Here is a 25,539-nt window from a genome sequence, read left to right as displayed (position 1 = left end):
GCTGCCCCGGAGGGCAGCTGCCACGGCGCCTGAACAGCCCAAACGCGCGCTGAACAGCACCGGAAAGATGCTTCGAATCAGACAATGTGCCCGATAGCCCAACAAAACAACTTCGGAACCCTCCGGGGATTCCATGGGCACTCCAGGTTCCCAACTACAGAACCAGTGCACCGTCGTGCGGCAGCCGACGCGCAGCACCGAGCACCTCGACGGTCTTGAACGACCCCCGGCTCATTCGGTAGATGCGGATGCTGTCCTCGGTGTCATCGATGATCCGATGAAAGGCGTCATTCAGCCGCACCAGGTCAGCGCCGCTACACACGATCTCGAACACCGACTTCTGGACGCGAAGCCCATACCCCTCACAGACCTTGGCCACGCGCCGGAGCCGTTGAGCGCCTTCGGGGGTCGTGGTGGCAACGTCGTAGGTGACGAGCAGTTCCATTCACACCGTCCAAGGCAGGTAGCCGGGCACGTCCTTGCGCAGATGGCGGGCCATAAGACGTGCCTGCACTGCCGGAAGGAGGGCCGCGGGCACCTTCCGATCGAGGACCCGATGGTCGTAGGTTCTGGCGCGCTGCTGCTGCCAGTAGCCCAGCACGGTCTTTCGGCCTTCTTCTGTGAGCTGGACCGCTCCACCCGGAAGCGTCTCGAAGTCCTCTTGGCCGAGTTGGCGCCGGTTGATGAGCGTCAGTGCCACACGATCAGCCAGTACCGACCGGAACTCCTCCATCAGGTCCAACGCCAGTGCCGGCTTGCCGGGGCGGATGCCGTGGAGGAACCCGACGTAGGGGTCGAGGCCGACTTGCTCGCAGGCACCGTGCACCATCGAGCGCACGAGTCCGTAGAGGAAGGACAGCAATGCATTGACGGGGTCGGTCGGTGGGCGCTTGACTCGGCCGGGGAAGGCGAAGCCGGTCTCGGGGCGCACCAGCAGCGCGAACATTTCGAAGTAGACGCGTGCTGCGTTGCCTTCCACTCCCATCAGTTCATCGAGGTCGCCGGCGCTCTCTGCGGACTTCAGGGATTGGGCCAGGTCTTCGGCGGCTTCACGAAGCGAGATCTTGTGCTGTGTGGTGTCGCGTGCGCCTTTGAGAAGGACCTGGCGGGAGTTCTGGATCTTGCCTGCCACGCACGCTTTGGCGATTTCCATACGAATGGACGCGTCATCGTGGGCTCGGTGCTGTGCGTGGCGGAGGAGCACGTTGCCGCGCGTGGGGCCGTCCGTTCGGAATCGGAATCGCCCTCCCCCACTCATCCACACCACTGGGCGCCCGTCGTCAGCGCAGCGGCTCAGGAGCTGGGAGGAGACTTGGACGTTGCCCATCACCACGATGGACTCCAGCCGAAGGAGTGGAAGAGAGCGCCGAGGCCCGCCTTCTGGGAGAGCCACACGCACGGTGTCGCTGTCCAAGTGCAGTGAAGCGCCGGGAGTTTGGACGTAGAGCGTGTTGAGGAGTTCAGTCATTCCAATCGCTTTCGGGGGCCGGAGTGAACAGCGTGCTCTGGAGCTTCTCGAAGCGGGGACGCTTGGCCAGCACTTTGGGCATGCAGCCGGTGTTCATCGAGCAGCGTCGACACCGTGCGTCGGCCGCTGGCGGGGGCAAGGATTGCTGCTCCACCACGTCTCGGACCTGCCGGGCTGTGCGGAGGACTCGTTCGCGCATGTCAGTGTCGACGGCCACGAAGTGGCGGCGGCGATCAGCCATCGCATAGATGGCGGCGGTATCGATGGGGGTGCCCAGGCGCTGCTCCAGGCACATGGCTTGGGCGGCGACCTGGACGTCGGCGGCTCCTCCGGGCTTGTAGGCGCCGGACTTGTGCTCGATGGGTAGCACGGTGCCGTCGGGGTGGATCTCGACCACGTCGCACACTCCGGTCAGGCCCAGCTCGTCGTGCCAGACGGGCAGGGCCCGCAGGGTGCGCACCTGGGGGCGGGACTCCTGGCCGGGGTCGTGGACCCGGCGGTGCGCCAGGGTCCCCCGCACCGTCGCGGCGTCGTCGGCGAAGGCGTCTTCCAGCAGGATCAGCCCGGCCTGGCGCGGGCAGTAGTCGTAGTGCTCCAGTGCCGACAGCGGGACCGGCCAGGGGGATGCCTGGCCGGGGCCACTGCTCATCCGGCCACTAGCGGCGTGAGGGTGATGCCCTGCGGCAGGTTCGCCTCCTCGACGGTGATCTTGTACTCGTCGAAGGAGCGCACTACGCGGTCCCGGTCATCTGCCGACGTGGACTGGTCGGTCAAGTGTGCCTGCACGCGGTCGAGCAGGGTGTGGGCCGGGGCCCTGCCGAAGGCGTCGTCATGGGTGAAGACGTAGAGGCCGCGCAGGGCCATCTCTCCCCTGGAGGAGGCCCGGTCGTGCTCGAACATCATGGTCAGGGCGCGCCAGAATGCCTCCAGGTCAGCGGAGGTGACGCCGGTGCGCTGGGCCAGCGGGGCGCTGAAGTGTCCGAAGCCCTGGTAGAGGCCGTAGGGAACGGTGTGCTTGGTTCCCATCTCGGTGGACTCGCCCTTTTCGGTGTCCTCGGTTTTGGTCTGCGTGATGCGGGTGATGCCGTGTTCCTGATCGAGGATGCGGTGCAGTGACCGGGAGAAGGTCAGCTGCAGGGGCCCCTGAACGCGCCCGGCGGGCTTGTCTCCGGTGCTCATGACGGCGCCGAACATGCGCACGTCGAAGAAGGTCTGGCACATCCAGTCACGGGCGCGAGGCTGGTTGAGGGCGGTCTGCTTCTTGTCCTTTTTGTCGCCCTGGAGGTCCAGAGCGCTATAGGCGCGCTCGTGCTGGGAGTTCAGTGAGACCCCGGCCTCAACGTAGATATCGAAGCCGGGCTCGCCGCTCTTGAACAGCGGGATGGTGTTGCGGATCTTGCGCTTGATGGCGACGTCGGTGACCAGGCCCTGCCCGGTCTCGGGGTCGGTGCGGGGCATGCCGCCGGCGTCGGGGTCGCCGTTGGGGTTGCCGTCGCGGACGTCGAAGAAGTAGACGAAGTCGTGCTTGCGTGCGGGGTCGAGGTGCGGCTCAAGGGTGCTCATGTGTTGTTCTCCTCAGGTGCGGTTTGCGCGTTGGGCGGCTCGGGTGGCGGCGCGCTGCTGGTGGTAGCCCACGACGAACAGGCCCTGGCCGTGCAGGTCCAACGTCGCCGGCGGCCCTTCAGGCAGGCTTCCGAAGAGCTCGTGCAGGCGGTCGCCGAGCGCGACCGCTGTTGCGGGGGACTCACGGCGCAGGCGTTTGAGGTGGCCGTTGGCGTTCATGCGCAGCCGGACGAGCTGGGACAGCGGTGCTACGGCGGCCTGTTTGAAGAAGCGGTCGGTGATGGTGGTGTTGGGGCCCCGCTTCGAGCCCGGATCGCGCAGGGCGTAGTACTGGATCTCCTCCAAGACGGCGAAGATGCGGCCGCAGACCACCGCAGGGCGGTCGTCTTCGGTGTTGAGCTCGGGCATCAGCCGGTTCCTTTCGGCGGGATCGCGTCGGATGAGCAGGAGACGCAGCAGGGCCACCCGGGCGCGGTCGATGTGTCCGTCGGCACGGATGCGCTGGATCAGGCGCTGCAGGAGCCGATCGGGTGGGCGGTGTTGGGGGCCCCGCAGGGCGCAGGTCATCAGGTCGCGTTCGGCGTGCTCGGGTTCGCTGTCGCGGATGTAGCGCCAGGAATTCTCTGGTGATTCAGAGCCGCGTCCCAGGCTCAACGCCATCAGCCACAGCGGCACGTGGACCGGTTCGTCGGAGGTCAGATCCTGGATCTCGTGGTCTTGGAACCAGGCGGCGACATTGGCCAAGGCCCGTTCGAGCGGGACTTCGAGCCAGTCGCGCACGACCACACGGCTCTGGTTGGCCGACAGTGTGAGTGCGTAGAACTTGTTCGAATCGGCGATCCGGCCGATGTTGGGATGGCGGGCGCGGGCGAGTTCGTCGAAGACCGCAGCCACCTGCTTGGGCTCTGCGTCGCGCAGGCTACGTAACGGGGAGAACGGGGTCGGGCTTTTCAACCACCACACGGTGACCGAGTCGGTGCCGCGGTAGCGGTGGTCCTCATCGGCCAAGAGCGCGTTCAGCACAGCCGCCGACCCGGCACCGCATGGCTCGCAAAGCGGGATATCGGCCAGCTGCGTGCGCCCGCCGCGGCCTTGGGCGCTCTTGTTGATCGAAACGATCTGCGCGTCCCGGCCCCGGGCTTTTCCAGTGGGGATCGCTCCCGACTTGATGGGTTCGGGCAGCGAGTCCAGCAAAGCGTCTTCTCGACCGCACGAAAGGCAGTGCCCCCGGGCCGAACGCCTGCTCTTGCGGTGCCCGACAACGCGCCGCCAGCATGTCTGGGCGGCTTGCCCGAGGTGGGGCCAGTCAGACACCGAGTCGACCTGCAAGGCCACGGTGTCGGAGAAGGTCGCCTGTTCCGGCACGCTGAGGCTCAGATGGTGCTCACCGGCGAAGAAGGCCAGGACGGCCGTGGCGGCGGGGTCGACGGGTTCAGTGGAGGCCCACTCGTGGAGCAGCGCGATGAAGGCGTCGTTGCGGCGGATGGCTTCCTGGTCCGCCTTTTCGGAGTCGTCCCGGGGTTGGGCAAGGACGAACTCGAGGGTGTCGACCAACAGCATCGGGGGCGGCTTGGCCCCGGACCGGTAGATGTAGGGCGCATTGATCGGCAGGCCGTTGCGGTTGTCGGCGCTCGCCAGGTCGTCCAAGGTGGGCGCGCCTTCGGCGTTGCGGCTGAGCGGGCGTCCCTTTGCGTCGATGAGGATGCGCCAGCGTACGGTCCGGGGCCGGAAGCCGGCCGGGGGCAGCTCGGCCATGTGGGGGCCGTGGTCGGCAAGGGCTTTGAGGAGCACGGCGCTCACGCCCTTCCGCCGGTGCGCGCCCGCGGGGCACCGGGAAGCTCTGCTCCCTGCTCGGGAACCTGCACGACCCCGTTATCCATGCGGGCGTGGAACCACTGGTAGGTCTCGCGAGCCCCGGAGTAGTCGATGCTGTGCAGCATGGCTCCGAAATCCTCGCTGTCCGGGATCGGTGTGCGGGCCGAGGGCTTGGTGAAGGAAGCCGAGAACTCGCGGGTGCCCAGGAAGGGCTGGGAGAAGCAGGCTCCGCGCTCGACGCGGCGGCGGAACTGGTCGCGGTACTTGGCCTGGGGCGCGTTGGCATGCTCGCGCAGCCGGATGTGGGCGTAGACGCGATAGGCCACGTCACGCAAGCCCACCATGTTGCGCTGGTCGCGCTTGGTCTCGGCATCAAAGCGCACCGCCGGGTCAGCCATCGCGCGGCGAACCCAGTCGGTGGAGGTGATCTCCTCGACCTCGTTGCGGCGCACCGAGAACCACGCAATGGGGGCGAGCACCTCGATGCGTTCGATCCGGTAGTCGAACTCTGGCTTCCAGAAGATCGCTTCCAGCAGCCCGGTGGCCGCCGAGGGGGTGATGACCGGGTAGCTGAAGCGCTCGGTTTTGAATTCGGGTCGGGTGAAGCAGGCGAAAGGGCCGGCGACCTCGACCGCGAGCGGGGAGAACGGCTCCTTGTTTGGGCTCGTCAAAAGACATACTCCTGACTGTCGGTGAATTCGATACCACGCAACTCGTCGTAGTCGCCCAACCACTCACTCAGGTCGCCGATCACCGGGGCGAGCAGGCCAGCGGCTTGTCCCCTCACCGCGCTTTTCGGAAGCGTCGCGATATAGGGGCGCAACTCGCGCAACAGTCCGCCTGCGGGAACACCCTGACGAAGCAGATTCAGCACCTGGCGAACCCGCGGCTCGGCCTCGCCGCAGGCGTGGTGATGGGGAACGACGACCGGGACCGTGTTTTCTTTGATCATCTGGAATAGGGATGCCGTCTTCGGGAAATCGTAGGAGGATCGGGCCTTCTGGATATCTGCTCCGCTCTGTTCGACGCCCTTTCCTGAGAACCGGATCGGGTAGTAGCGCGCCAATGCCTCCAGGTCGTCGGGAAGGGCCAGATCTGGCCCAAAGTAGGCGCGGGTGGCTCCCAGCGCGGCGCCGTAAATGAACTCCCCGCCGGTACGGACGTCGCCGTTTTCGTCGACGAGATCGAAAATCACCACCCGGCCCTTGTCCAGATACCCGGAGCGGTTGCACCGGCCAGCCGCCTGCTGCATCGCCTCGGCGGTGGCGAACGCCCGGAACACCTCCGGGAAGTCGAGGTCCACACCGGCTTCGACCAGCTGTGTCGAGACCACCGCCACCGGTTGACGGGCGGAATTGAGAGCGGTGATCTGTTCGATCGTCGCCTTGCGGTGTCGGGCGACCATTCGGGTCGACAGGTGGAGCACGGGTCCGGCTTCAGAGCCGCGCTCCCACTGGATTAGCCGATGCAGGTCCCCTGCTTGAGCGGTGGTGTTGCAGACCACCAGCACCGAAGGGCATTCAGCCACGCGCTCGGCGACTGATTGCAGGGTCGGCGCCGGGTCGCTCCACCATTCGTAGTCCACCCGGGACAGCTCGGTATACAGGGCTGCTGGGTCGTCGATGACGTCGTGGGCGGTGATGTCTTTGAGCGGGGAGAGTTCGAAAAAGGTCGGCTGGGTGGCCGAGGCCAGCAGGACGGTCACTCCGAAGTGCTCAGTGAGGGTGCGCAGCATCGACAGGATCGGCACCAGCATCTCGTCGGGCAGCGACTGCACCTCGTCGAGCACGAGCACCGACCTGGCCAAGTTATGGAGCCGCCGTGTGGCGGCCGGGCGGCGGTCGAACAGCGACTCGAACAAGCGAACCGTCGTGGTCACCACAAAGGGGGCGTCCCAGTTCTCCGCGGCGAGCTTGTCCCAGCGGCGATCGTCGCCGCCGTCGAGGTCCACGCCGCTGTGGTGTTCGAGCACGACCGGTTCGTCACCGGCCCGCTCGAGCACGTCCCGGTATTCCTGGGCGTTCTGATCGGTGATCGAGGTGAACGGCACGGCCACGATCACGCGGCGCAGTTCGTGCTTGCGGGCGTGGTGCAGGGCGAACCCGGCCGCGGCGAAGGTCTTGCCCGAGCCGGTCGGGGCCGGCAGCCGGTAGAAGCCCTGGGGCCCCTCAGCCGCGGCGACGGCCTGAGCATAGACCCGCTGACGAATCGCATCCACCGGGCTCGGCCGACGGCCTTTGAGCTTGTTCTTCATACCCTCTTCGAAGCGCTCCACCAGCTCGTGCGCAGACAGAGGATGTGCCGGACGCGGCTGTGAGGCGAAGTGCTCCTCGGTGTCGAGGAAGTCGGCGTCAACCACCGCACTGAACACCATGCGCACCAAGACTTCGACCACCAGCGGGTCCTGTGCGGCTGCCTCTTCGAGCCAACTGGGGAAACCGGGGCTTTCGAGGATCTCGGGGATGCGGGCGGCCACGCGGTCAACGGCTTCTTGCACCGGCGAGAACAGCTCGTTGACGGCTTCGTCGAGTGCGGCTCTCAGGTCGGTGGTTGAGGGCAGGCCGCCGTGGTGGCCGAACACCACTCCGCTGAACACGTCCAGCCCGGCCTTGTCGGCCAACCAGGTCCCGGCGTGCTTGTGGGGGACCCCGACACGCGATCCGGATTCCTCGGCGCGGTCCAGCCCGTCTTGCCAGGAGCAGCAGCTCTTGCCAACGTCATGCACCATACCGAGGTAGGCGGCCAAGCCGCCGGCACCAAACACGTCCGCATGGCGCCGCGCGCGCTTCTGCGTACCGCGCAGGTGGTCCTCAAGCCGATGCCGTCTGCCAAAACCGTCGGCGCTATGCCCCCAGAGCTCCATGCTCGGAACAGTAGACGAGCCCACTGACAAGCGCCGGAGATTCACTCAAAGGACTGCAAATAAAGTAAAACAGACATCCCAGTCAACCTAAGACCGAGATGCCCGTTTTGACCTGCCACGCGAAAGGGATCCTAGTTTCGATTCTCGGCATCATTAGCTACGGATGCCGCTGTTGCAAGGGTAGCACTGGCCAACTTTCTAGGAACCCTTACCGCGTAGCAGTCTAATTCTTTGGTAAGGCTGCGGGGTCTCCCGGACTCTGCCAGGATCCAGGCGTGACCGGAGGGCATGCGGCCTTGCGGGCACCAGAACAGTGAAGGAGATGGGCGCCATGAACAGGCGACTCTGGGCACTCGAGCTCATCAAGATCGGATCAGCCGCCCTGAGGGCAGCTTTGTCGATCCTCGGGGGGTGCCTCTCGGCCGAGTAAGAAGATAGGGAGAGCCCCTAGGAGACGGCCCTGTCCGGCCACCCCCTAGGGACTGCACGGGGCCCGAGGCGCTATCAGTCAAGCCGCTCCTCGGGCCCACCAACTGAGCATAGAGCAGAGAGATCCAGTTCTCAGGTTGAGGCGTCCAGATTCGTGCCACTCCCATACCGAGAACCGCCAAGTGACCCTTTCCCCGATGTCGGCAGCTGGACCGCGAACTCTTGATTCTCATGGTATGAAGATCAACTGCTGGTTCGGACCCAGCTAGTCTCCGCTCCTATCCCGGAAGGACAGCTGCCACACGGCACGCCAGCGCCGACTACGGCGTTCTGTTGCTGTTGCGATCCTCAGCCGCCCCGCAGGGCGGCTGCCACCGTGTGGCCGACCCCGGAATGGGTGACGCCGATGGTGTTGCGATCCTCAGCTGCCCCGAAAGGCGGCTGCCACCAGGAACAGCACAATGAGGCCGTCTAGGACCAGGGGGTTGCGATCCTCAGCTGCCCCGAAGGGCGGCTGCCACCTGCTGGTACCGGGCCCGGTTGCGCCGGTACTCCGGCGTTGCGATCCTCAGCTGCCCCGAAGGGCGGCTGCCACCCAAGCCCTTGCCGCGGCCGGTTGACGAGGTCGAGGTTGCGATCCTCAGCTGCCCCGAAGGGCGGCTGCCACAGCCGTCAGTGCGGGATCCTCAGAGACCTCACGCAGTTGCGATCCTCAGCTGCCCCGAAGGGCGGCTGCCACTTCCCGCGGAACACGTTGGCCTGCGTACTCGTCTTGGTTGCGATCCTCAGCTGCCCCGAAGGGCGGCTGCCACCAGCCCATCCTTCAGCAGCTCTGGGACGCGCTTGCGTTGCGATCCTCAGCTGCCCCGAAGGGCGGCTGCCACGCCTGGCCCTCGCCGTATGAGCGCCCGTAGACAGGGTTGCGATCCTCAGCTGCCCCGAAGGGCGGCTGCCACCGCTACCCGAAATTGCGAAGTTCGCGCGGAGAATGGTTGCGATCCTCAGCTGCCCCGAAGGGCGGCTGCCACACGAGACCACAGACCGCGACCGCCCCGGGCCTGGTGTTGCGATCCTCAGCTGCCCCGAAGGGCGGCTGCCACGGTCGCCTACGGACTCAGCACGCTGACCTTGTACTTGTTGCGATCCTCAGCTGCCCCGAAGGGCGGCTGCCACATGAGCCCGATACGCGCACTGCTGCTGGTGCAGCTGTTGCGATCCTCAGCTGCCCCGAAGGGCGGCTGCCACTTCGCCGGCCTTGACGCCGATGACGACGAGGGCGGGGTTGCGATCCTCAGCTGCCCCGAAGGGCGGCTGCCACCGCATCGAAGCATTCCTGCAGCTCATCGATGGTCACGTTGCGATCCTCAGCTGCCCCGAAGGGCGGCTGCCACGGCGCCCGATCAGCCCAAACGCTCTGCTGAGTGGCACCGAACCCCAGATCAGAACCGGTCATCATTACCCGAAATACCCCAAACACACTTGGGAACCTCCCCGGGATTCCATGGGCACTGAGGGTTCCCAAGCATCCCGAGGCCCTCAGCTGGCTAAGCGATGCTGCCTCTGGCCAGAGTCCGATCAGAATACTTCCTGGAGTAGGACACTCTGTCAGCCGCTGTGCTCGCTCACTCCGCAGCGACCCTTGCTTCCATTTCAATGCTTCGACATATAGGTGCTGGTGACGCCTGCCAAGAGCATCCACTGTCTTGTTGGGATCAACTTCGACTCCCGTCTGAAGCCCGCGCTTCTTGACCAGTCGCCCCCAGCGTTCCTTGCGGCCGAACTGCTCGGCGATCCGCCTTCCGGTCGGAAGCGCTCCGTTCGTCCTCTCTTGTTCCAGGGCCCATGACCACACGCGCGCTTAGAAGGGGGACAGTGGCTCCTCGCTATCAGAGTGGTCGGTTCAATCCGGCTCAACGAGGTGCAGAGGGGCCTTCCCGGAGGCGTGGGCGTTCTGGTCGCTGCGAACTGGCTGCTCACCCCCGGCGTACGCACTGCCTACGCCCGCAGCGGTGCTCCGGAATTCGCGCATGAGCAGTTCATAGGCCCCGATCAGCGCGAACGAGGGCCAGGCATGGATGATCCGCGACCACGCCGTGGGGTCAGCCACCGCGACGTTGTCGGCCAGCGAGGCGACGGAGCCGAGGATGAGCAGACTCCACGGCAGCACCCCGCCCCGACTCCCCCGGGGCAATCCTGTTCGCGGCGCCGGCATCCTCGGAGCGTGTCAGCCGCGGTTCATGCGAGCCGTTTGGTGGGGTCCAGGTGGGGTTGAAAGAGGGGCGCCCGTGGGCGCCCCTCGATGACCGGTCCCGTACTTCAGCGGCCGGCAATGCTGTTCCGGCCTGGGGTTTCATGGGCTTCAGCGACTTCTGACGACCGGCCCTGACCGTGGCGATCGTGCCTGGGGGTCAAGGGGTCGTGGGTTCAAATCCCGCCGTCCCGACGCAGGTCAGAAGGGGGATCCGAGGCTCTCGGGTCCTCCTTTTCGCGTCCGGTGGGGTTGTGGGTGGGGTTGAAGGGTTTTCACGTTCCGGCTCCTCGCAGGATCGCCTCCATCGGCCCCGCAGCCGAACGGCGCACCGGCCGCAGCTGCCGGCGGTAGACCCGCTCGGTCGTATCGGTGCCGTCATGGCCCACCAGCAGTGAGATCTCCTCGATCCCCACCCGCTTCGGCGGGAACCCCACCCCGCAGTACGGCACCGACGTCGGCCAGTGGGGCAGTGGCGCCGCCCATGACCGCGCCGTCGGCCTCAACCAGCACCTCCGGAGCGGGTGGGAGCAGTTCGGCGCAGACGGCAACGGCGACGGCACCGCTAACCCCCGCAACTGCGACACCGCCTACTGTCGCGCCTGGCTGCCGCACGCATCTCGGCACGGTCCAACCCGCCCGTGGGGCCGGACTTCCTGGGGACACCGACTGAGTTGAATCGAGAACAGGCCGCCGGCTCCGCCATGCACACATATGCGCGATGGCAATGGTTGTCATTCTCGAGTAGTGCACAGCATGCCCCTTGCGGCCGCGAATCACCACTCGCCCGAGGTGCGGCCGACCGCCGGCGGGGCGGGCTCCCCTACCTGGATAGTGCGCGCAAGCCGCTCCAGAGTGGCCGCGCGGTGGGTCGCGATCAGCACGGTGCCGCCGAAACCGGCGATCACATCGGAGACGGCCCGTTCGGTCGCCGGATCGAGGCTCGCGGTCACTTCGTCGATGAGCAGCACACGCGGCTCGCGCACGAGCGCCCGGGCGAGGGCGAGGCGGGCGCGCTGGCCGCCCGAGAGCCGGATACCGGACTCACCGAGGTCGTCCTCAAGGCCGATCCATGCCGCGGCGCCCACGCGCTCGAGCGCGGCGGCCACCTCGGCATCGGGGCGCGGTGCGGCGCCGCGCAGCAGGTTCGCGCGGACTGTGCCGTGGAAGAGGGTGGCGTCCTGGTCCACCAGCGCCACAGCCTCGCGCAGGTCAGCGTCGTCGAGCGCCGTCAGAGGGACGGCGGATCCATCAGATGCCACCAGCTCGACCGACCCCGATGCCGGATCCCACAGGCGGGCCGCGAGCGCGAGGACGGTGCTCTTGCCCGACCCGGAGGGCCCCACCAGGCCGGCATGGGCGCCCGCGGGGATCTCGGCCGACCAGCCGGCCAGCACGGGGGGCCGGCCCTCGTAGGCGAATGTGACGGAGTCGAAGCGCAGGCCGAGTGGCCCGGCGGGAAGGGCACGGGGGCGCTCGGGCGCGCGCACGACGGGCGGCCGGGCGATCCCCGCGGCGACACGGTCGGCCGCGGCGGCGAGCGGGTGCAGCCGGGTGAGCGTGGCAGTGGCGTCGGCGATTGCGCTGACCCCCGCCAGGGACAGCGCGACGAGCGCCGGCAGTTCCGCGGGGCCCACGGAGGCCCCCGGCCCTGCGGAGAGGACGCCCGCTCCGGCGGCGGTGGCAGCGATGACGCCGATGACCACGGCGGTGAGGATGATCTCCCGGACCCCGGCGACCAGGGTCGACAGCAGTTCGCGCCGGGCTCCGGTCCGGGCCGAGCGCGCGGTGGCAGCGTCGGCCGCGCCGGTGATCTGCGGCGCGAGTCCGTAGGCCAGCACTTCGCGCAGCGCGCCGAGGGCGTCGACGACGGTCGCCGACAGCGCCGCGTTCTCGCGCTGCTCCCGCTCCCCCAGCCGCTGCGCGGCACGGGCCCAGAACAGGGCGCTGGCGGCCACGAGGATGCTGCCGCCGGCCATGACGGCTCCGGCTGCGGGCAGCAGGAGGAACGCGGTGGCCGCGGAGGCGCAGAAAACCGTGAGCGCGGCGCCGATCTGGGCGAGTGTATGGGCGTAGAAGAACTCCAGGCGCTCGATGTCGTCCATCGCCACCGCGGCGGCCCGTCCGGAGTGCTCGTTCCGGCGCCCGGGCACGCTGAGGGCGTAGGCGTCGAACAGCGCGGACCGCAGGCGCGCGAGCACGCGGTAGGCGAGGGCGTGCGAGACGTCCATCTCCTGCCACGTCAGGACCGCGCGCAGCGCGACGAGCGCGGCGACCAGGAGCCACCACAGCGGGGCGGGGGGTGTCCCGTCTACCACGGCGTGGCCCACCGCCCAGGCGGTCAGCACCGTGAGGGCGGCCAGGGCGAGGGCGCTCGCGGTACCGATCGCGTAGCTGCGCAGCATGCCTGCCCGTTCGGGGCGCAGGACGGGCAGTAGGGCGGTGAATGCGGTGACCGCGCTCATGCGGGGCTGCCTTCCGCGGCCGGGGCGTCGATACGGACCAGGTTGTGGACCTGGTCCAGGCTCTCCGGGCGGTGCCCGACCATGACGACGATCCGCTCGCGGGCGACGCGGTGCAGCGTCGCGACGACCTCGGCGGCGCGATCCGGGTCCAGCGCGCTCGTCGGTTCGTCGACGAGCAGCACCGGGCGCCGTACCAGCAGTGCCCGCGCCAGTGCGAGCCGCTGGCGCTGTCCGCCGGACAGCCCGGCCCCTCCTTCGGCGAGCACCGTGTCGAACCCTTGAGGCAGGCGACTGACCTCGCTGAGGACGCCCGCGGCCCGGCAGGCCTCGGTGAGCTCCTTCTCGGTGGCCGGGCCGGTGGGCGCGAGGTTCTCCCGGACCGTCCCGGCGAAGAGCACCGGGCGTTGGGAGACGACGGCGACCTCGGAGGGCTGCAGGGGCCTGCCATCGATCTCGATCCGCCCCTCGCGCGGTTCGAGGAAGCCCAGGAGGAGGTCGAACAGGGTGGACTTGCCTGCCCCCGATGCCCCGACGACGGCGCACAGCTCGCCCCGCCGGGCGGTCAGGTCGAGGCCGTGCAGGACATCCGCCGGCGCCCCGGGATAGCAGAAGCTCAGGCCCCGTACCCGCAGGACATCGGCCGTGCGGCTCGCGCGGGACCCTGTCGGCTCGGGATGCGGCGCCGCCGGGTGTGCCGCCTGCGTGAGCGGCGGCCCGAACGCGCCGATCCGGTCCAGCGCCGGCACCGCGGTGACCCCGAGGAAGCCGGCGTGCCAGTGCCGCGAGAGGTCGCGGACCGGCCGGAAGGCTTCGGAGGCCAGCAGGAGGATGAGGTAGACCTCGATGGCAGGTCCGTGTCCGGTGAGCGCGTGCGCGACGGCGGCCGCGGCTGCGGCCGCCACGCCGGCCTGCACCGCGAAATCGGTGACGGCCGTCTCGCCCAGCGAGACCCGCATCATCCGTTCGGTTGCGCGGCGCAGCGCTTCAGAGCGGGCGCGCAGCCGGGTCCGGGTTCCGGGCACGTCGCCGAGGGCGCGCAGGGTGCCCATGCCGCGCAGGGACTCCAGCAGGTCGGCGCCGAGCGCCTCGTAGCTGTCCCAGTGGTCCAGCCCGCGGCGGGACGACATCCGCTTCCACGCCAGCGGGCCCAGCAGGGCTGCTGCCACCCCCGCGGCGGCGCACACCGCTGCGGCGGGCGAGAGCACGGCGAGGCCCGCGATGACGATCGGTCCGGTGATGAGCGTCTGGGCGACGGCGGGGATGTACTTGGAGACGTAGGCGTCCGTGCCGTCCACGCCGTCGCCGAGGGCGGCGCGCAGGGACCCGTCGCGGGAGGCGGTGTCGTGCAGCCGTGCGGCGGTGAGGGCCGTCGCCAGTGCGCGCCTGCGCACGGCGTGGCGGACCCGCCCTCCCACGTGGGCGGCAGTCGCGGCCTGGGCCAGCGACAGTGCGAGCCGCAGCAGCGCGATGGCGAGGATCAGCGCCAGCCCGGCCAGGAGGTCGCGGCCCCGTCCGCCCAGGACCGCCGACATCGACCAGGCGATCGCCGCCGCCTGCCCCAGGTGGGTCAGCGAGACCGCGACCAGCAGGGCGATACTCGCGCCCAGGGCCATGGGGAAGCGTGCCGCCTCGCGCCAGAGCCGGGTGACGATCATCATCGGGCCGCCTCCGCACGGGCTCCGGGAAGCACTGCGAGGGCGTGCACGGTCCAGCGGCCGCCGCGCGCGGTGAACCCCGACACCGGCCGGGAGCGCCACCGCCCCGAGAGCGCGCCCGCATAGCAGAGCGCGGCCGCGGACCGGTGGGCCCTCCACAGCACTGCGGCCATGCGGGGCACCGGGGCGTCTGCGGCTACGCTCCAGGCCGGCAGCGCGCGGGCGCCGGCGACCCAGTGCTGGCCGCAGGCTTCGGCGGCCTGCAGGAACCGCGCTCTGGAGGTGCGTGCGGCCGATGCGAACTCCTCCGGCCCGGGCGAGCGCCGGGCGGCCAGCGCGGCGCGGCGCTCGGGCCGGACCCGCCATCCGCCGGCAAACTCAGCAGCCGCCAGGGGGATCTCGGGAGCGAGCCCTCGGGCGCTCCACCGCTCCGGCTCGGCCGCGGGGGGCACACCCAGCAGCGCGCGCAGCGACGGCCCGGGCCCCAGCCGCACAGCGGCGGGCCCGCAGAGGAATTCGGCTGCGGCCAGCGCGTAGGCGGTGTCGGCGATCCACAGCGGCCAGGCCCGGTGCCGGTAGCGCCCGAAGCTCCGCCCGGGCTGGACGGTGAACACGACGCGGAACCGGGGCGGCCCGGACGGCGCCGCGGCGGCCCATCCCGCGGCGCGCTCGCGCGCGGCACCGCGCCGGCGGAGGGTGCCGCGCTCCCGGTCGTGGACGTAGTGCCCTGCCTCCAGCGTGCCGGTCCCCGAATCCACGACGAGGTGGGTCTGGACCGGGTAGGCCGCGCCTGCCGAGGGCACGGGCCGGCGCGGGATCTGGGTGGGGGTGCCGTCGGGGCGCCGGTGCACTCCGCCGGCCTGCCACAGCCCGTCGAGTAGCGCGCGTTCGTGCTCGGGGAGGAGCACCTGTTCGGCGCCGGTGTCGGCCCAGGGGTTGGTGCGCGGGCCGGGCGGCAGGGCCGGCCCGGGCTGCTCGGCGGCGAAGGCGCGGGCCAGCCCGGCGGGCAGGGCGCCGCGGCGGAGCGCGGCGCCCGCGGCGCGCGGGGAGCGGTGCATGGCAGGTCCTCACATGTGCGGCGGAGGGACAAGGGTGAAATCGTCGGGAGTGCCCTGCCAGGCGGTGCGCCACCCACGCTCCCGTGCTGCCCGGCCGAAGCGCGGCATGCCCAGGTAGGAGAAGGCCGCCGGGGCGTTGGGGACCAGGCCGGTGACGAAGCTGCGGACGACGCGCAGCGGTGTCCGGGCGACGTCGGATGTGGTGAGGTCGCGGGTGATGACGCGGTGGCCGCGCTCGGCCAGGCGCCGGTCGACCTCGTCCATGGACACGGCCGGCAGCGCCGTGACCGGTTGGACCCCCAGCGCGGGCGCCGTGAAGCGGCGGGCGTGGGTGTGCATGCGCGGGTCGAGCCAGACCTGGACGTGGGCTCCCAGGTCGATCACGTGCTCGCAGTGCGCTCCGGCGGCGTCCAGATAGCGGGCGTCGGCGCGGAAGTCGAAGTGGAGGCCCCGGGCCATGAGGCCCTGGTCGATCGCGCGGAAGACCCATCCCTGCTCGGTGGTGCAGCCTTGGGTGTAGACCCAGGTGTGCACCGCCTCCAGCACGGCCTTCGTGGCGGCCCGGGCCGGGTCGAGGGCCGCGGAGAACCCGGCGGCGTACAGGCCGCGTTCGGGGTCGTGCACGAGGGCCGCGGCGACGGGGGCGAACTCCGAGGGCAGCGCCACCAGAGAGACCTCCAGCGCGCAGCCGCGGAGATGCTCGTCGAGCCCGGGCACACTGGCCGGGTCGATGCCGGCTGCGGGGCCGTCCAGGTGCCACCAGAGTTCGAGGGCGTCGCGCTCGATGATCTCCAGCACTCCGCGGTTCCGGGCGTCGGCGGCGCCCTGGCCGGTGGCGATGCCGGCGTAGTTCAGGTGGTGGGTGCGCGGCAGGTGGCGGAACCGGGACTGGCGCCAGTTCAAATAGACCAGCGAGGCCGGCAGCCACACCTCGGTGCCGCCGGCATCGCAGCGTGTCCACAGGGTGGCGGTCTCCTCAGTGAGGCGCTGGTAGGGAAAGCCCGGGCGGGTGTACTGCCAGTCGGCGAAGGCGGGCAGGTCGTGCAGGCCGATCGGGTCCAGCCCGGCGGCGGCAAGCTCAGCGCGCGTGCCCAGGCGCAGCTCCCCCGGTGGGAGCCCGGCGGGCAGCCAGTTTCCGCAGTAGCGCTCGACGCCTTCGGCGATCGCGGCGATCCGCGCCTGCGCGGCGTCTCCGAACGACGTTCCGAGCGCGACGCGGTCGGCGGGCCACTCGCCCAGGCGTCGGGCGTCGGCGACGGCGGAGGTCAGTCCGAGGTAGGCCGGGGGCGCTCCCGGCGGGTGCGGGACCGCGCGCACGGAGCGGATGAGCCCGCATTCGGGGTCGACGAGGGCTTCCACCGGCAGCGTGGCGCCGTCCCGGGGAGGACGCGGCCCTTCTGCGGCCCGGGGAGCGGGGTCCTGCGGGGCGAGGGTCACGGCGATGTCCTTTCGTGCCGCCAGGTTGCCGAGGCGGGGTCGAAGAGGGTGCGGGTGCGTCGGGCGGAGGCCAGCGGGGCGGTCCAGGGGGCCGGAGCGCCGGGCAGGCCGTGCGCGGCCATCCATGCGTCGATGACGTGCGGGAGCCCGCCTGCCGCCCGGATGCGGCGCCGGAGTCCGGTGTCGGGCATGCCGCCGACCAGCCCGTGTCCCCACGGGCCGCCGAGGTAGTGGCTGGGGCCTCCCCAGCTCCGGGCCAGGTGCACGGCATCGTCGGCGAAGAAGTCGGCATCGCCGCCGATCACGAGGAGGGGGGTGGAGAGGCGGCCGTATCGTGCGGGGAGGTCGAGGCGTTCGGCCGTCCACAGGCGCTGCCACTCTTCCAGCGCCTCCGCGGTCCAGCCCCACTCCTGCGCGGCGGCGACGGGGCCGCGGGTGCGCGCCTGTTCGGCGCGCCGGCGCAGTTCGCCGGCGTCCAGCGGCGGGCGGGATGTGCGGTGGCGGCCGTGCTCGTGCCACCACCCGATGCGGTGGAGGTAGTGCGGGGTGCCGTGGTGGTCCCGGGCGGTCTCGGCGAGTCCGAGTGCGGGGACGGCGGCGATGGCCGCGGAGACCGGAACGCCGGTTGCGGCCGCGGACCGGGCCGCCTCCAGGGCGGTGTGGGCGGCGTAGGAGGCACCGAAGAGCACCAGCGGGAGCCCCGGGTGCTCCTCTGCGACCTGCGCCAGCGCTGCGCCGCCGTCGGCGCCCTCGTGCGTGTAGGGCGCCCACGTCCCCGCCGACCGGTAGCGTCCGCGCACATCCTGGACGAGGCAGTGGTAGCCGCGCGCGTTCCAGGAGCGGGCGGTGGCGGCGTGGCGCCCGGCGCTGTAGGGGGTGCGGACGATGACGATGCCTCCTGGCCGGGCCGCTCGCCACAGCAGTCCGCCCAGCAGGGTGCCGTCGGTCAGCCGGCACTGGTGGACGCGGGCGCCGTGGTCGGTCACTCCGGCGGCTCCGGGATGTGCGGCGGGTCGTAGGCGAGCACGGTGTGCTCGGTGATGGCCCCGGTGGCGGGAACCAGCTTCCACAGTGTGCGGCGGTAGGCCTCCAGGCCGTCCTCGTCGCGAGCCCAGGCGAGCGCCACGGTGAGGATGCGCGCGGTGAGGAGGAGGTGCGCGGCGCCCGAGAGCGGCGGCGCGGCGGCGGCCGCGCGGCGCCAGGTGTCCATGGCCTCCGGTGCGGGGCTGGCTGCCAGCCGCCGCCGGAGGACCTGGCCGGCCCCGGGGTCCTGGGCAGCGGCGGTGAGCGGGTCGACGAAGCAGGTCTCGCCTTCGCGGTAGGCGCGCAGCCATGCCGTGCCCCCGTGCGCCGCGCGGTCGATGCGGTCCCAGCCTGCGCGCTGGTCCGGGGTATCGGCGTAGGCGATCACCAGGGGCGGCCCGGCGCGGCCAGGTGCGCGGTCCCAGGCGTGCAGCAGCGCGGCGCCGTCGGAGTGGCGTTCCACCGCGACCTCCCACGTGGACAGCGTTTCGGCAACGGCGTCGGCGGGCGGTCCGGCTCCGACCACGGCGGCCCTGCGCCGCGGGGCGGGCCAGCGGCGCTGGGCGTCGCCGTGCTCGCGTTCGGCCATCGCGCTGCGCAGCCGGGAGGCGTAGGCAGCCGACTCCTCCGAAGCCACCGCTGCCCCGCGCAGCGCCTCGGGGAGGTCCGGCGGAGGGGAATGGAGCTGGAGGAAGCGCCCCGAGGCTGAGCGCACGACGCCGGAGTCCGCCCCGGTCATGAGCGCGTGCGCCCCGGTGCCCGGCACCCGCGCCAGGGAGGGTTCTGAGTGCATGATCGGCCTCTCAACGGGCCCGGCCGGGCGGCACCGCGCCGCCCGGCCGGGGTCAGTCGGCCGCCCCTGGACGCGCCAGGGGCAGGGGGTCAGTCGAAGGGGTTCTCGACGAGTGCGTTGGAGTGCGAGGCCGACAGGTGAGCCAGCTGCTCCGGCTCCTCGATCTCGGCGACGACCGGGTTCTCCTCGGGGACGGCGGCCTGGTTGTCCATCGGGGTTCCTTCCGTGGTGCGAGCGCGCCGGTCATCGGAGCCGGCGCGTGTTCACCGGCGAACGCTGGATACGATATTGATAACCGTTTTCATTTGCAATAGGTTTGCCCCATGATCGCCCCCGACCTCCTCGTGGCCGACTACCGCGCCGGCCGGACCTACGCCGTCGCGGACGGTGCCGTGCGTCCGCTCGGCACCGCAGTCCTCGCCGAACACGCCGGGGTCCTCGCCCTGCCCCGGAACGGGGCGGGGACGGACTCCTGGGCCTTCGTCGACGACCGCTGCGGCGCACTGGTGGCCTCCGACTTCACCCAGGAGCGGCGCTTTCCCGTCGCCATCCCCGCGGAGCACCTGGCTTGCGACCCCTCAGGCCGCTACGTGGCCGTCACGACCGGCCTGGGCGCCAATGCGGCGCCCTGGAGCGACGTCGTCAGCCTGGTCGACCGGGACGCCGGCACCGCGGTGCGCTTCCGGTCCCGTACCGGCGAGCCCGGCGTCCTGATCGCCGCCGACCAAGCCGGCGGCGAGCCCGCGGTCCTGCTGCGCCACCGCGGACCCGGCGCGATCGAGGCGATCCCGCTGTCCCGCTGCCTGGACGCGCCCGCCCACGTGCCCCCGCTGTCCGGCGCCGTCCTGGAGGACATCGCCGACGACGGGCACGGAGACGTGTTCGACCCGCGCTCCGCGATAGCCGCCACCGCGACCGGCCGCGGCCTGGAGCGGTTCGTCGTCGACGGCGGCGTCCCCCGCGCGCTGGGACCGGTTGCCTGGCCGGCGCCGGGGCGCGCCTACTACCTGCGCCTGGCCCCCGAGGGCGGCCGGGCGGTGGGAGTGGTGCGCGGCGGGCCGCCCGCACCGCAGCGGTGGACCGAATGGACCAACCACCTGGTCGACATCGAGCTGGCCACCGGCCGAGCGCGCGCTGTGCCGCTCCCGCCCGGCCTGGCCTTCCGCTTCGCGCTCGGCGGCACGCGGGCCGCCCTCGCCACGATCCACCCCGACGGCGACGGACTGACCGTGGTGGAGCGCGCCGGCGAGCACCTCCGCGTACTCGCCCGCACTCCGCTCCCCCCGATGACCCGCCCGCCCTCCCCCGGACGCCTGCCGTGGGACGCCGCCGGGGGCGCCCCTGCGCAGCGGCGGGCCGTCGCCCTCGACCCGACCGGAACCACGGCCGCGGTGACCCGGGGAGGAGACGGCCAGCTCCACCTGCTCAGCGATGCCGGGAGCACGACACTGGCCGTGCCCACCCCGCTCGACGAGGGCGGGTACCTGTACTGGCACGGCAGTTCCGCCGACACGATCGGCCGCTGAGCAATGGAGGAGGCTCCCCCGCCGATCCCGCCAGCCCTGGATGCCGCCCTCACGCGCTGGGAGGCGCACGGCCGCCCCGGCGTGCCGCAGAACGGCTTCGCGCTCGGCCGCCGGCCGGGGCGGTCCCGCCGCGGCATCTACCGGGCAGACACCGGCGCCGCGGTCCTGGAGCCGGACGGACACATCCTGCGGATGTCCCCCGCGCCGGACGGGCGGCGCATCGGGGTGCAGCTGGCCGACCGCGCTGACGAGGAGGCCGTCGTGGGCGTGGTCGACTCGGCCGCGGGCACGCTGCGGCTGTACCCGGAGTTCCGCTGCCGGTACGACCCGATGCTCTGGCGGGGCGACTCCTCGGCGTTGGAGCTCGTCGCCGGCCGCACCGGCAGCCTTATCCGCATCGACGCGCACACCGGCTCCGCCAGTGCGTCCCCGCTGCCGCAGGACGGCCGGTTCCGCCTCTTCCCCGGCGGGCCGTGCGGTCTGCTCGCCGAGCGCCGACTCGGCGGGCCCACCCGGCTGAGGGAACGGTCCACCGGCCGCGAGGTCGCCGCGTTCTCTGCCGTGCTGCGGGTCCTTCCCCTCGGAGAGGCCGTTCTCGTCGACGACGGCGCCGGCCTGACCGCCCTCGACCCGCGCGACGGAACCGCGCACTGGCGCTGGGAGGACCCGCAGGTCCGCATCACGGCGCTCGCCACCCGCGGCGAAGCGGTCCTGGCCGCCGGCGTGCGGGCCGGCCGCAGTGTCCTGCTGCGCATCAGCCGGGGCGCCGTCGACGCCGAGGCGGCAGTCTCCTACCGCGGGCAGCCAGCAGTCGCGGCGGACGTGAGCGCCGACGCCGGCGGATTCCACGTCCTCCTCGAGGGGCCGGCCCTGCCGCCGCGCGCCGTCCACGCCGCAGAGCTGCTGCGCCCAGACCCCGCATCCGGCGCACCCCTCCGGACGCCAGCCCATACCGAGTGGCACACCGCGACCGCCGACGACGGTGCCCCCGTTCGCGTGGCCGTCACCTCCCCCGCCGGCGCGGTGGGGCCGCTCCCCACGATCCTCACCTGCTACGGCGGGTTCGGCGTCCCGGCGCTCCCGGTGTTCGAACCGACCGTGCCTGCCTGGATCGAGCACGGCGGCCGCTACGCCGTCGCGCAGGTACGCGGCGGCGGCGAGCACGGCGGCGCATGGCGGCGGGCGGGCAGCGGCGCGCGGAAAGAACGGGCGGTGGAGGACCTTGCCGCGGCTGCACGCGGTCTGGCGTCGGCCGGACTCACCCGCCCCGGATCGCTGGTCCTGGCCGGAGCCTCCCACGGGGGCGTGCTGGCCGCCGCCTGCGCCCTGCGCTCTCCCGGCCTCTGCTCCGGGGTGGTGAGCACCGCCGCGCCCCTGGATCTGCTCGGCCTGAGCGCGCACCCGCTCGGCGCGAACTGGGCGGCCGAATTCGGCGCCGCGGACACCGCGGAGGGCCGCAGCCGGCTGCGGCGGATCTCGCCCCTGCACCTGGCGCAGGCGCTCGCACCTGGCGGCGCCGCGCCCCGCTTCCTCGGCATTGCGGCGGCCGAGGACTCCCGGGTCGCCGCCCGGGACACCCGCGCGGTCGTCGCGGCCCTCCAGCGTGCGGGGGCCGACGCGGCGTTCTGGAGCGCCCCGCACATGGGCCACGGCAGCAACCACCTCGAACAGCTGCACGCCTTCGGGGCCGCCGTGCTGGGGTTCGCCGCCGCGTCCACCTCCACACCACCCTCGAGCAGAGAAGGCAGCGGCCGCGGATGACTCGAACCACCCGGCGCCTGAGCGCGCCGAACAGCCCGGATCCCCGGCACGAAGGCCCGCCGACGGTGCACACGCGCAGGTCCGCCACGCGGGGGCGCGGCCCGGCGCTGCGGCGCAGGGGCGCGCTCGCCGCCAGCGTCCTGCTGCCGGTGCTGGCCACGGCCCTTCCGGCGGTCCTGCTGCTTTCGGCAACGGTCGGGACGATCGCCGTCGCCCCGACCCAGGCACTCCAGATCGTGGTCGGCCACCTGGTGCCGGGCATGCCGTGGATGTCGGACGGGTCCCTGACCACCGTGCAGGACAACGCGGTCTGGCAGTTCCGCCTGCCGCGCGCCCTGCTCGCCGCGACGGCGGGCGCCGCGCTCGCCCTTGCGGGGGCACTGATGCAGGCCGTCGTGCACAACCCGCTGGCCGAGCCCTACATCCTCGGAGTCTCGGCCGGGGCGGGCGTGGGCGCCGTGGCCTTCATCGTCCTCGGATTCGGTGCCGCCACACTGGGGATCGGCGGCGCGGCCTTCGCCGGTGCGCTCGGCGCCACCACCGCCGTCTATCTCCTCGCGCGCAAGAACGGGCGGATCGCGCCTCAGCGCCTCATCCTCGCCGGGGTCGCCTTGGGCTCCCTGTTCAGCGCCATCACCAGCTACCTGACGATCACAACCGAGGCCCAGAACGTCTACAGCATCATGTTCTTCCTCTTGGGCTCGGTCTCGGCCGCAACGATGGGGCACCTGGCGCTGCCCGCGGGGGCATTGGCCGCCGTAGCGCTCTTCGCTGCGCTGCGGGCGCGTGCGCTCAACGCCCTGCTCGCCGGTGACGACGCCGCCGCCTCGCTGGGCGTCGACGTCGACCGGCTGCGCAGCGCGATCCTCATCGCCGCCGCGCTGCTGACCGGTTCCGTGGTCGCCGTGTCCGGCGGAATCGGCTTCGTCGGCCTGGTCGTGCCGCACATCGCGCGCATCGCCGTCGGTGCCGACCACCGCCGGATGCTGCCGGTCGCGCTGCTCGGCGGGGCGGTGTTCCTGGCGCTGTGCGACCTGCTCTCCCGGACGCTGGCCGCGCCCACGGAGATCCCCCTGGGAGTGCTCACCGCGATGGTCGGCGCCCCGTTCTTCCTCTGGCTCCTGCGGCGCGACCGCGCCGACGCACCCGTGGGGGACCGATGAGAGTCGAGATCGAAGACCTCACCGTGCACCGCGGCGGGCGGTGCGTGGTCGACGGCGTCAGCCTCGCGGTCCCCGAGGGCAGCGTGCTCGGACTAGTCGGCCCGAACGGAAGCGGCAAGTCGACCCTGCTGCGCGCCGTGGCGGGGCTCCACCCCGCGGCGGCCGGCCGCGTGCGCCTGGGCCGCGACGACGCGGCTGGGCTGCGGCGCTCCGCACTGGCCCGCTCGGTCGCGGTGATGGCCCAGGAGCACAGCGAAGAGTTCGATCTGGCAGTGCTCGACCTGGTCCTCCTCGGGCGCATCCCGCACGGGCGCGGATTCGGGCGCGACTCCGCACACGACATCGCCGTGGCTCAGGACGCCCTGGCCAGAGCCGGCGCCGCCGACCTGACCGGCCGCTCCTTCGCGGCGCTCTCCGGTGGCGAGCGCCAACGCGTGCTCTTCGCTCGCGCCCTCGCCCAGGAGACGCCCGTGCTCATCCTGGACGAGCCCACCAACCACCTTGACATCGCCCACCAGCTCGAGCTGCTCGACCTGGTCAATGCCACCGGGCGCACCGCCCTGATCGCCCTGCACGACCTCAACCTGGCCGCCCGCTCCTGCGACGCGGTGGCGGTGCTGGCCGAGGGCCGGCTGGTCGCCCACGGCAGTCCCGACGACGTGCTGCACACCGAGCGGATCCGCACGGTCTTCGGCGTCGCCTCGACCTCCGTGGCCCATCCGCGCTCGGGCCGCCGCCACTTCCTCTTCGATGCCCGAACCCTGCCGACACCGGACTCCCCCGGCCATCCGCACACGAAAGAAGGCTCCGCCCCATGAGCTCCACACAGAACCTCCGCCGACCGCGCCGGGCACCCCGGCCGCGGGCCGCGGCCACCGCCCTGGGCACGGCGGTGCTGGCCCTGACCGCCTGCGGAACCGGGGTGAGCGCCGGCGGAGGCGCATCCGACAGCGGCGGCGAGGCCGTGACCGTCACCAACTGCGGCCGCGAACTCACCCTCGACGCGGCACCCGAGGCGGTCGTGGGCCTGATGCCCTCCCAAACCGAGCTGCTGCTGCGGCTGGGCGCCGGCGAGGCGCTGGTGGGCCAGGCCCAGACCGAGGTCTCGGAGCTGCCGGAGGACATCGCCGGCCAGGCAGCCGACATCCCCGAACTGAGCGCTGACGCCCCGCCGGCACGCGAAGACCTCCTCGCCACCGCCCCCGACCTGGTGGTGGCGCCCACGGAGTACGAGTTCACCGCCGAGCAGGGCTTCGCCAGCATCAAGCAGCTCAACGACAACGGCGCGCAGGCCTATGTGGCCACCGGCGGCTGTGCCGACCGCCGCAACTCCGCCGAGGTCACCGACATCCTCACCGATATCACCGCCCTCGGTGCCCTCCTGCGCGTCCCTGATGAGGCCGAAGCGCTGGCCGGCGAGGCCGAAGCGCGCCTGGCCGAGGTGGAGAAGGCCATCGGCGGCGCACCGCGCCCCGCGGTGGCCCAGGTCTTCGTCGAAGGGGAATCCCTCTCGGCGATCGGAGCCGGGATCGAAGCCGACATCATCGCCCAAGCGGGTGGAGACAACGTCTTCGACCCCGACGCTCCCGAGTTCGCCGAGTTCTTCGCCGCGGAGATCAACCCCGAGCAGATCATCGACCGCTCCCCCGACGCGATCGTGTTCGGAGTCAACGGCCCCGAGCACGAAGAGCAGGTCCGCGACTACCTCACCAGCACCTTCCCCGACGTCCCCGCCGTGGCCGAGGACCGCCTCATCGCCATCCCCGCCAGCGACCTCTTCCCGGGCACCCTGGGCAACATCGACGCGGTCGAGACTATTGCCGCGGAGCTCTATCCCGACTCCTTCTGACCTGCCGGATCGGCGCAGGGCCTGCTGGGCAAGGGGGCCGCTGCGGCGGCCCTCAAGGCCCGCGGGCGGGCACCCGATGAGAGGCTGCTCTGGGCGCCGCTGAGGAGGTCGGCGGTGCCGGCCTGCTCGGCGCGCTTGCCGGGATGTCCCGCCTGCGGTCGCGATGGGCCCACAGGTTGCCGGGCCGATCCGGTCGGCCGCACATGCGGCGGCGGAAAGGAAGGCGCACGGGACGGGCGGGGTGCGTTCGCGCCAGTACACCCGCAGCCAGCCCCTGGGGCAGCCGAGGCCCTCGGCGTAGTTGAACTGCGCGCTGCCCTCCACCGAGGACCGCGCCGTCGGCCCCACAACGCCTATGGCTCCGCGCTCGCTTCCGCGCGTCAACCGCGCATCGCCGGCGGCAACAGGGGGGCTCCACCGGCC

General features: G+C 71.5%; 21 protein-coding genes and 2 CRISPR repeat arrays (1 of these 23 only partly in view). Of the genes, 5 read left to right on the top strand and 16 right to left on the bottom strand.

Annotated features, from left to right (window positions below; all coding sequences use genetic code 11):
* Window positions 1-24: a CRISPR direct-repeat array (repeat unit 37 nt); it reaches 1,974 nt to the left of the window's first position.
* Window positions 25-154: 130 nt separating this feature from the next.
* The 16 genes from cas2 to amiA form a co-directional block, all read right to left on the bottom strand.
* On the bottom strand, window positions 155-445 hold the full coding sequence (gene cas2, locus ACYVGT_RS02395; RefSeq protein WP_460854690.1) for a CRISPR-associated endonuclease Cas2: 291 nt from the start codon (window positions 443-445) through the stop codon (window positions 155-157).
* Window positions 446-1,468: a type I-C CRISPR-associated endonuclease Cas1c gene (cas1c, locus tag ACYVGT_RS02390; RefSeq protein ID WP_460854689.1), complete on the bottom strand. Its 1,023-nt coding sequence runs from the start codon at window positions 1,466-1,468 to the stop codon at window positions 446-448.
* Complete coding sequence (cas4, locus tag ACYVGT_RS02385) at window positions 1,461-2,117, bottom strand: CRISPR-associated protein Cas4 (protein ID WP_460854688.1); 657 nt, start codon at window positions 2,115-2,117, stop codon at window positions 1,461-1,463. The genes cas1c and cas4 overlap by 8 nt, the downstream gene beginning before the upstream one ends.
* Window positions 2,114-3,031, bottom strand: coding sequence for a type I-C CRISPR-associated protein Cas7/Csd2 (cas7c, locus tag ACYVGT_RS02380; RefSeq protein WP_460854687.1), 918 nt, complete (start codon window positions 3,029-3,031; stop codon window positions 2,114-2,116). The genes cas4 and cas7c overlap by 4 nt, the downstream gene beginning before the upstream one ends.
* A 12-nt stretch (window positions 3,032-3,043) precedes the next feature.
* Window positions 3,044-4,831, bottom strand: coding sequence for a type I-C CRISPR-associated protein Cas8c/Csd1 (gene cas8c, locus ACYVGT_RS02375; protein ID WP_460854686.1), 1,788 nt, complete (start codon window positions 4,829-4,831; stop codon window positions 3,044-3,046).
* Entirely contained in the window at window positions 4,828-5,517 is a 690-nt protein-coding gene (gene cas5c / locus ACYVGT_RS02370; protein WP_460854685.1) for a type I-C CRISPR-associated protein Cas5c, read from the bottom strand. Before cas5c ends, cas8c begins: the two co-directional genes overlap by 4 nt.
* Window positions 5,514-7,709, bottom strand: a complete 2,196-nt coding sequence (cas3, locus tag ACYVGT_RS02365; protein WP_460854684.1) for a CRISPR-associated helicase Cas3' — start codon at window positions 7,707-7,709, stop codon at window positions 5,514-5,516. The genes cas5c and cas3 overlap by 4 nt, the downstream gene beginning before the upstream one ends.
* A gap of 767 nt (window positions 7,710-8,476) precedes the next feature.
* A CRISPR array of direct repeats spans window positions 8,477-9,529; the repeat unit is 37 nt; unit sequence GTTGCGATCCTCAGCTGCCCCGAAGGGCGGCTGCCAC.
* Between the two features lie 509 nt (window positions 9,530-10,038).
* Window positions 10,039-10,305, bottom strand: coding sequence for a hypothetical protein (locus tag ACYVGT_RS02360; RefSeq protein WP_460854683.1), 267 nt, complete (start codon window positions 10,303-10,305; stop codon window positions 10,039-10,041).
* 356 nt (window positions 10,306-10,661) lie between these two features.
* On the bottom strand, window positions 10,662-10,823 hold the full coding sequence (locus ACYVGT_RS02355) for a hypothetical protein (protein WP_460854682.1): 162 nt from the start codon (window positions 10,821-10,823) through the stop codon (window positions 10,662-10,664).
* Window positions 10,824-11,162: 339 nt separating this feature from the next.
* Complete coding sequence (locus tag ACYVGT_RS02350; RefSeq protein ID WP_460854681.1) at window positions 11,163-12,851, bottom strand: ATP-binding cassette domain-containing protein; 1,689 nt, start codon at window positions 12,849-12,851, stop codon at window positions 11,163-11,165.
* Window positions 12,848-14,509: an ATP-binding cassette domain-containing protein gene (locus ACYVGT_RS02345; RefSeq protein ID WP_460854680.1), complete on the bottom strand. Its 1,662-nt coding sequence runs from the start codon at window positions 14,507-14,509 to the stop codon at window positions 12,848-12,850. The genes ACYVGT_RS02350 and ACYVGT_RS02345 overlap by 4 nt, the downstream gene beginning before the upstream one ends.
* Window positions 14,506-15,564, bottom strand: a complete 1,059-nt coding sequence (locus tag ACYVGT_RS02340) for a nitroreductase family protein (protein ID WP_460854679.1) — start codon at window positions 15,562-15,564, stop codon at window positions 14,506-14,508. The genes ACYVGT_RS02345 and ACYVGT_RS02340 overlap by 4 nt, the downstream gene beginning before the upstream one ends.
* Before the next feature lie 9 nt (window positions 15,565-15,573).
* On the bottom strand, window positions 15,574-17,001 hold the full coding sequence (locus ACYVGT_RS02335; RefSeq protein WP_460854677.1) for a YcaO-like family protein: 1,428 nt from the start codon (window positions 16,999-17,001) through the stop codon (window positions 15,574-15,576).
* The gene (locus tag ACYVGT_RS02330; protein WP_460854676.1) at window positions 16,998-17,987 is read right to left on the bottom strand and encodes a CocE/NonD family hydrolase; all 990 of its coding nucleotides are present in this window, start codon (window positions 17,985-17,987) and stop codon (window positions 16,998-17,000) included. The genes ACYVGT_RS02335 and ACYVGT_RS02330 overlap by 4 nt, the downstream gene beginning before the upstream one ends.
* The gene (locus ACYVGT_RS02325) at window positions 17,984-18,817 is read right to left on the bottom strand and encodes a hypothetical protein (protein ID WP_460854675.1); all 834 of its coding nucleotides are present in this window, start codon (window positions 18,815-18,817) and stop codon (window positions 17,984-17,986) included. Before ACYVGT_RS02325 ends, ACYVGT_RS02330 begins: the two co-directional genes overlap by 4 nt.
* Window positions 18,818-18,906: 89 nt before the next feature.
* Window positions 18,907-19,029 carry a streptamidine family RiPP gene (gene amiA, locus ACYVGT_RS02320; RefSeq protein WP_460854674.1) on the bottom strand — a complete coding sequence of 41 codons (123 nt, stop codon included), beginning with the start codon at window positions 19,027-19,029 and terminating at the stop codon, window positions 18,907-18,909.
* 111 nt (window positions 19,030-19,140) lie between these two features.
* Between amiA and ACYVGT_RS02315 the strand changes: the two genes are divergently transcribed.
* From ACYVGT_RS02315 to ACYVGT_RS02295, 5 genes are read left to right on the top strand one after another with little or no spacing between them, the layout of a single operon-like run.
* Window positions 19,141-20,343, top strand: a complete 1,203-nt coding sequence (locus ACYVGT_RS02315; protein ID WP_460854673.1) for a hypothetical protein — start codon at window positions 19,141-19,143, stop codon at window positions 20,341-20,343.
* A 3-nt stretch (window positions 20,344-20,346) separates the two neighbouring features.
* The gene (locus tag ACYVGT_RS02310) at window positions 20,347-22,104 is read left to right on the top strand and encodes a prolyl oligopeptidase family serine peptidase (protein WP_460854672.1); all 1,758 of its coding nucleotides are present in this window, start codon (window positions 20,347-20,349) and stop codon (window positions 22,102-22,104) included.
* Complete coding sequence (locus tag ACYVGT_RS02305) at window positions 22,101-23,267, top strand: FecCD family ABC transporter permease (protein ID WP_460854671.1); 1,167 nt, start codon at window positions 22,101-22,103, stop codon at window positions 23,265-23,267. The genes ACYVGT_RS02310 and ACYVGT_RS02305 overlap by 4 nt, the downstream gene beginning before the upstream one ends.
* Complete coding sequence (locus tag ACYVGT_RS02300; RefSeq protein ID WP_460854670.1) at window positions 23,264-24,085, top strand: ABC transporter ATP-binding protein; 822 nt, start codon at window positions 23,264-23,266, stop codon at window positions 24,083-24,085. The genes ACYVGT_RS02305 and ACYVGT_RS02300 overlap by 4 nt, the downstream gene beginning before the upstream one ends.
* Window positions 24,082-25,116 carry an ABC transporter substrate-binding protein gene (locus ACYVGT_RS02295; protein WP_460854669.1) on the top strand — a complete coding sequence of 345 codons (1,035 nt, stop codon included), beginning with the start codon at window positions 24,082-24,084 and terminating at the stop codon, window positions 25,114-25,116. The genes ACYVGT_RS02300 and ACYVGT_RS02295 overlap by 4 nt, the downstream gene beginning before the upstream one ends.
* Window positions 25,117-25,539 lie beyond the last annotated feature (423 nt).

The organism is Nocardiopsis coralliicola, from assembly GCF_054779695.1.
The sequence above is the reverse complement of the archived record's forward strand: the minus strand, read 5'-3'. Positions and strand labels throughout refer to the sequence as shown.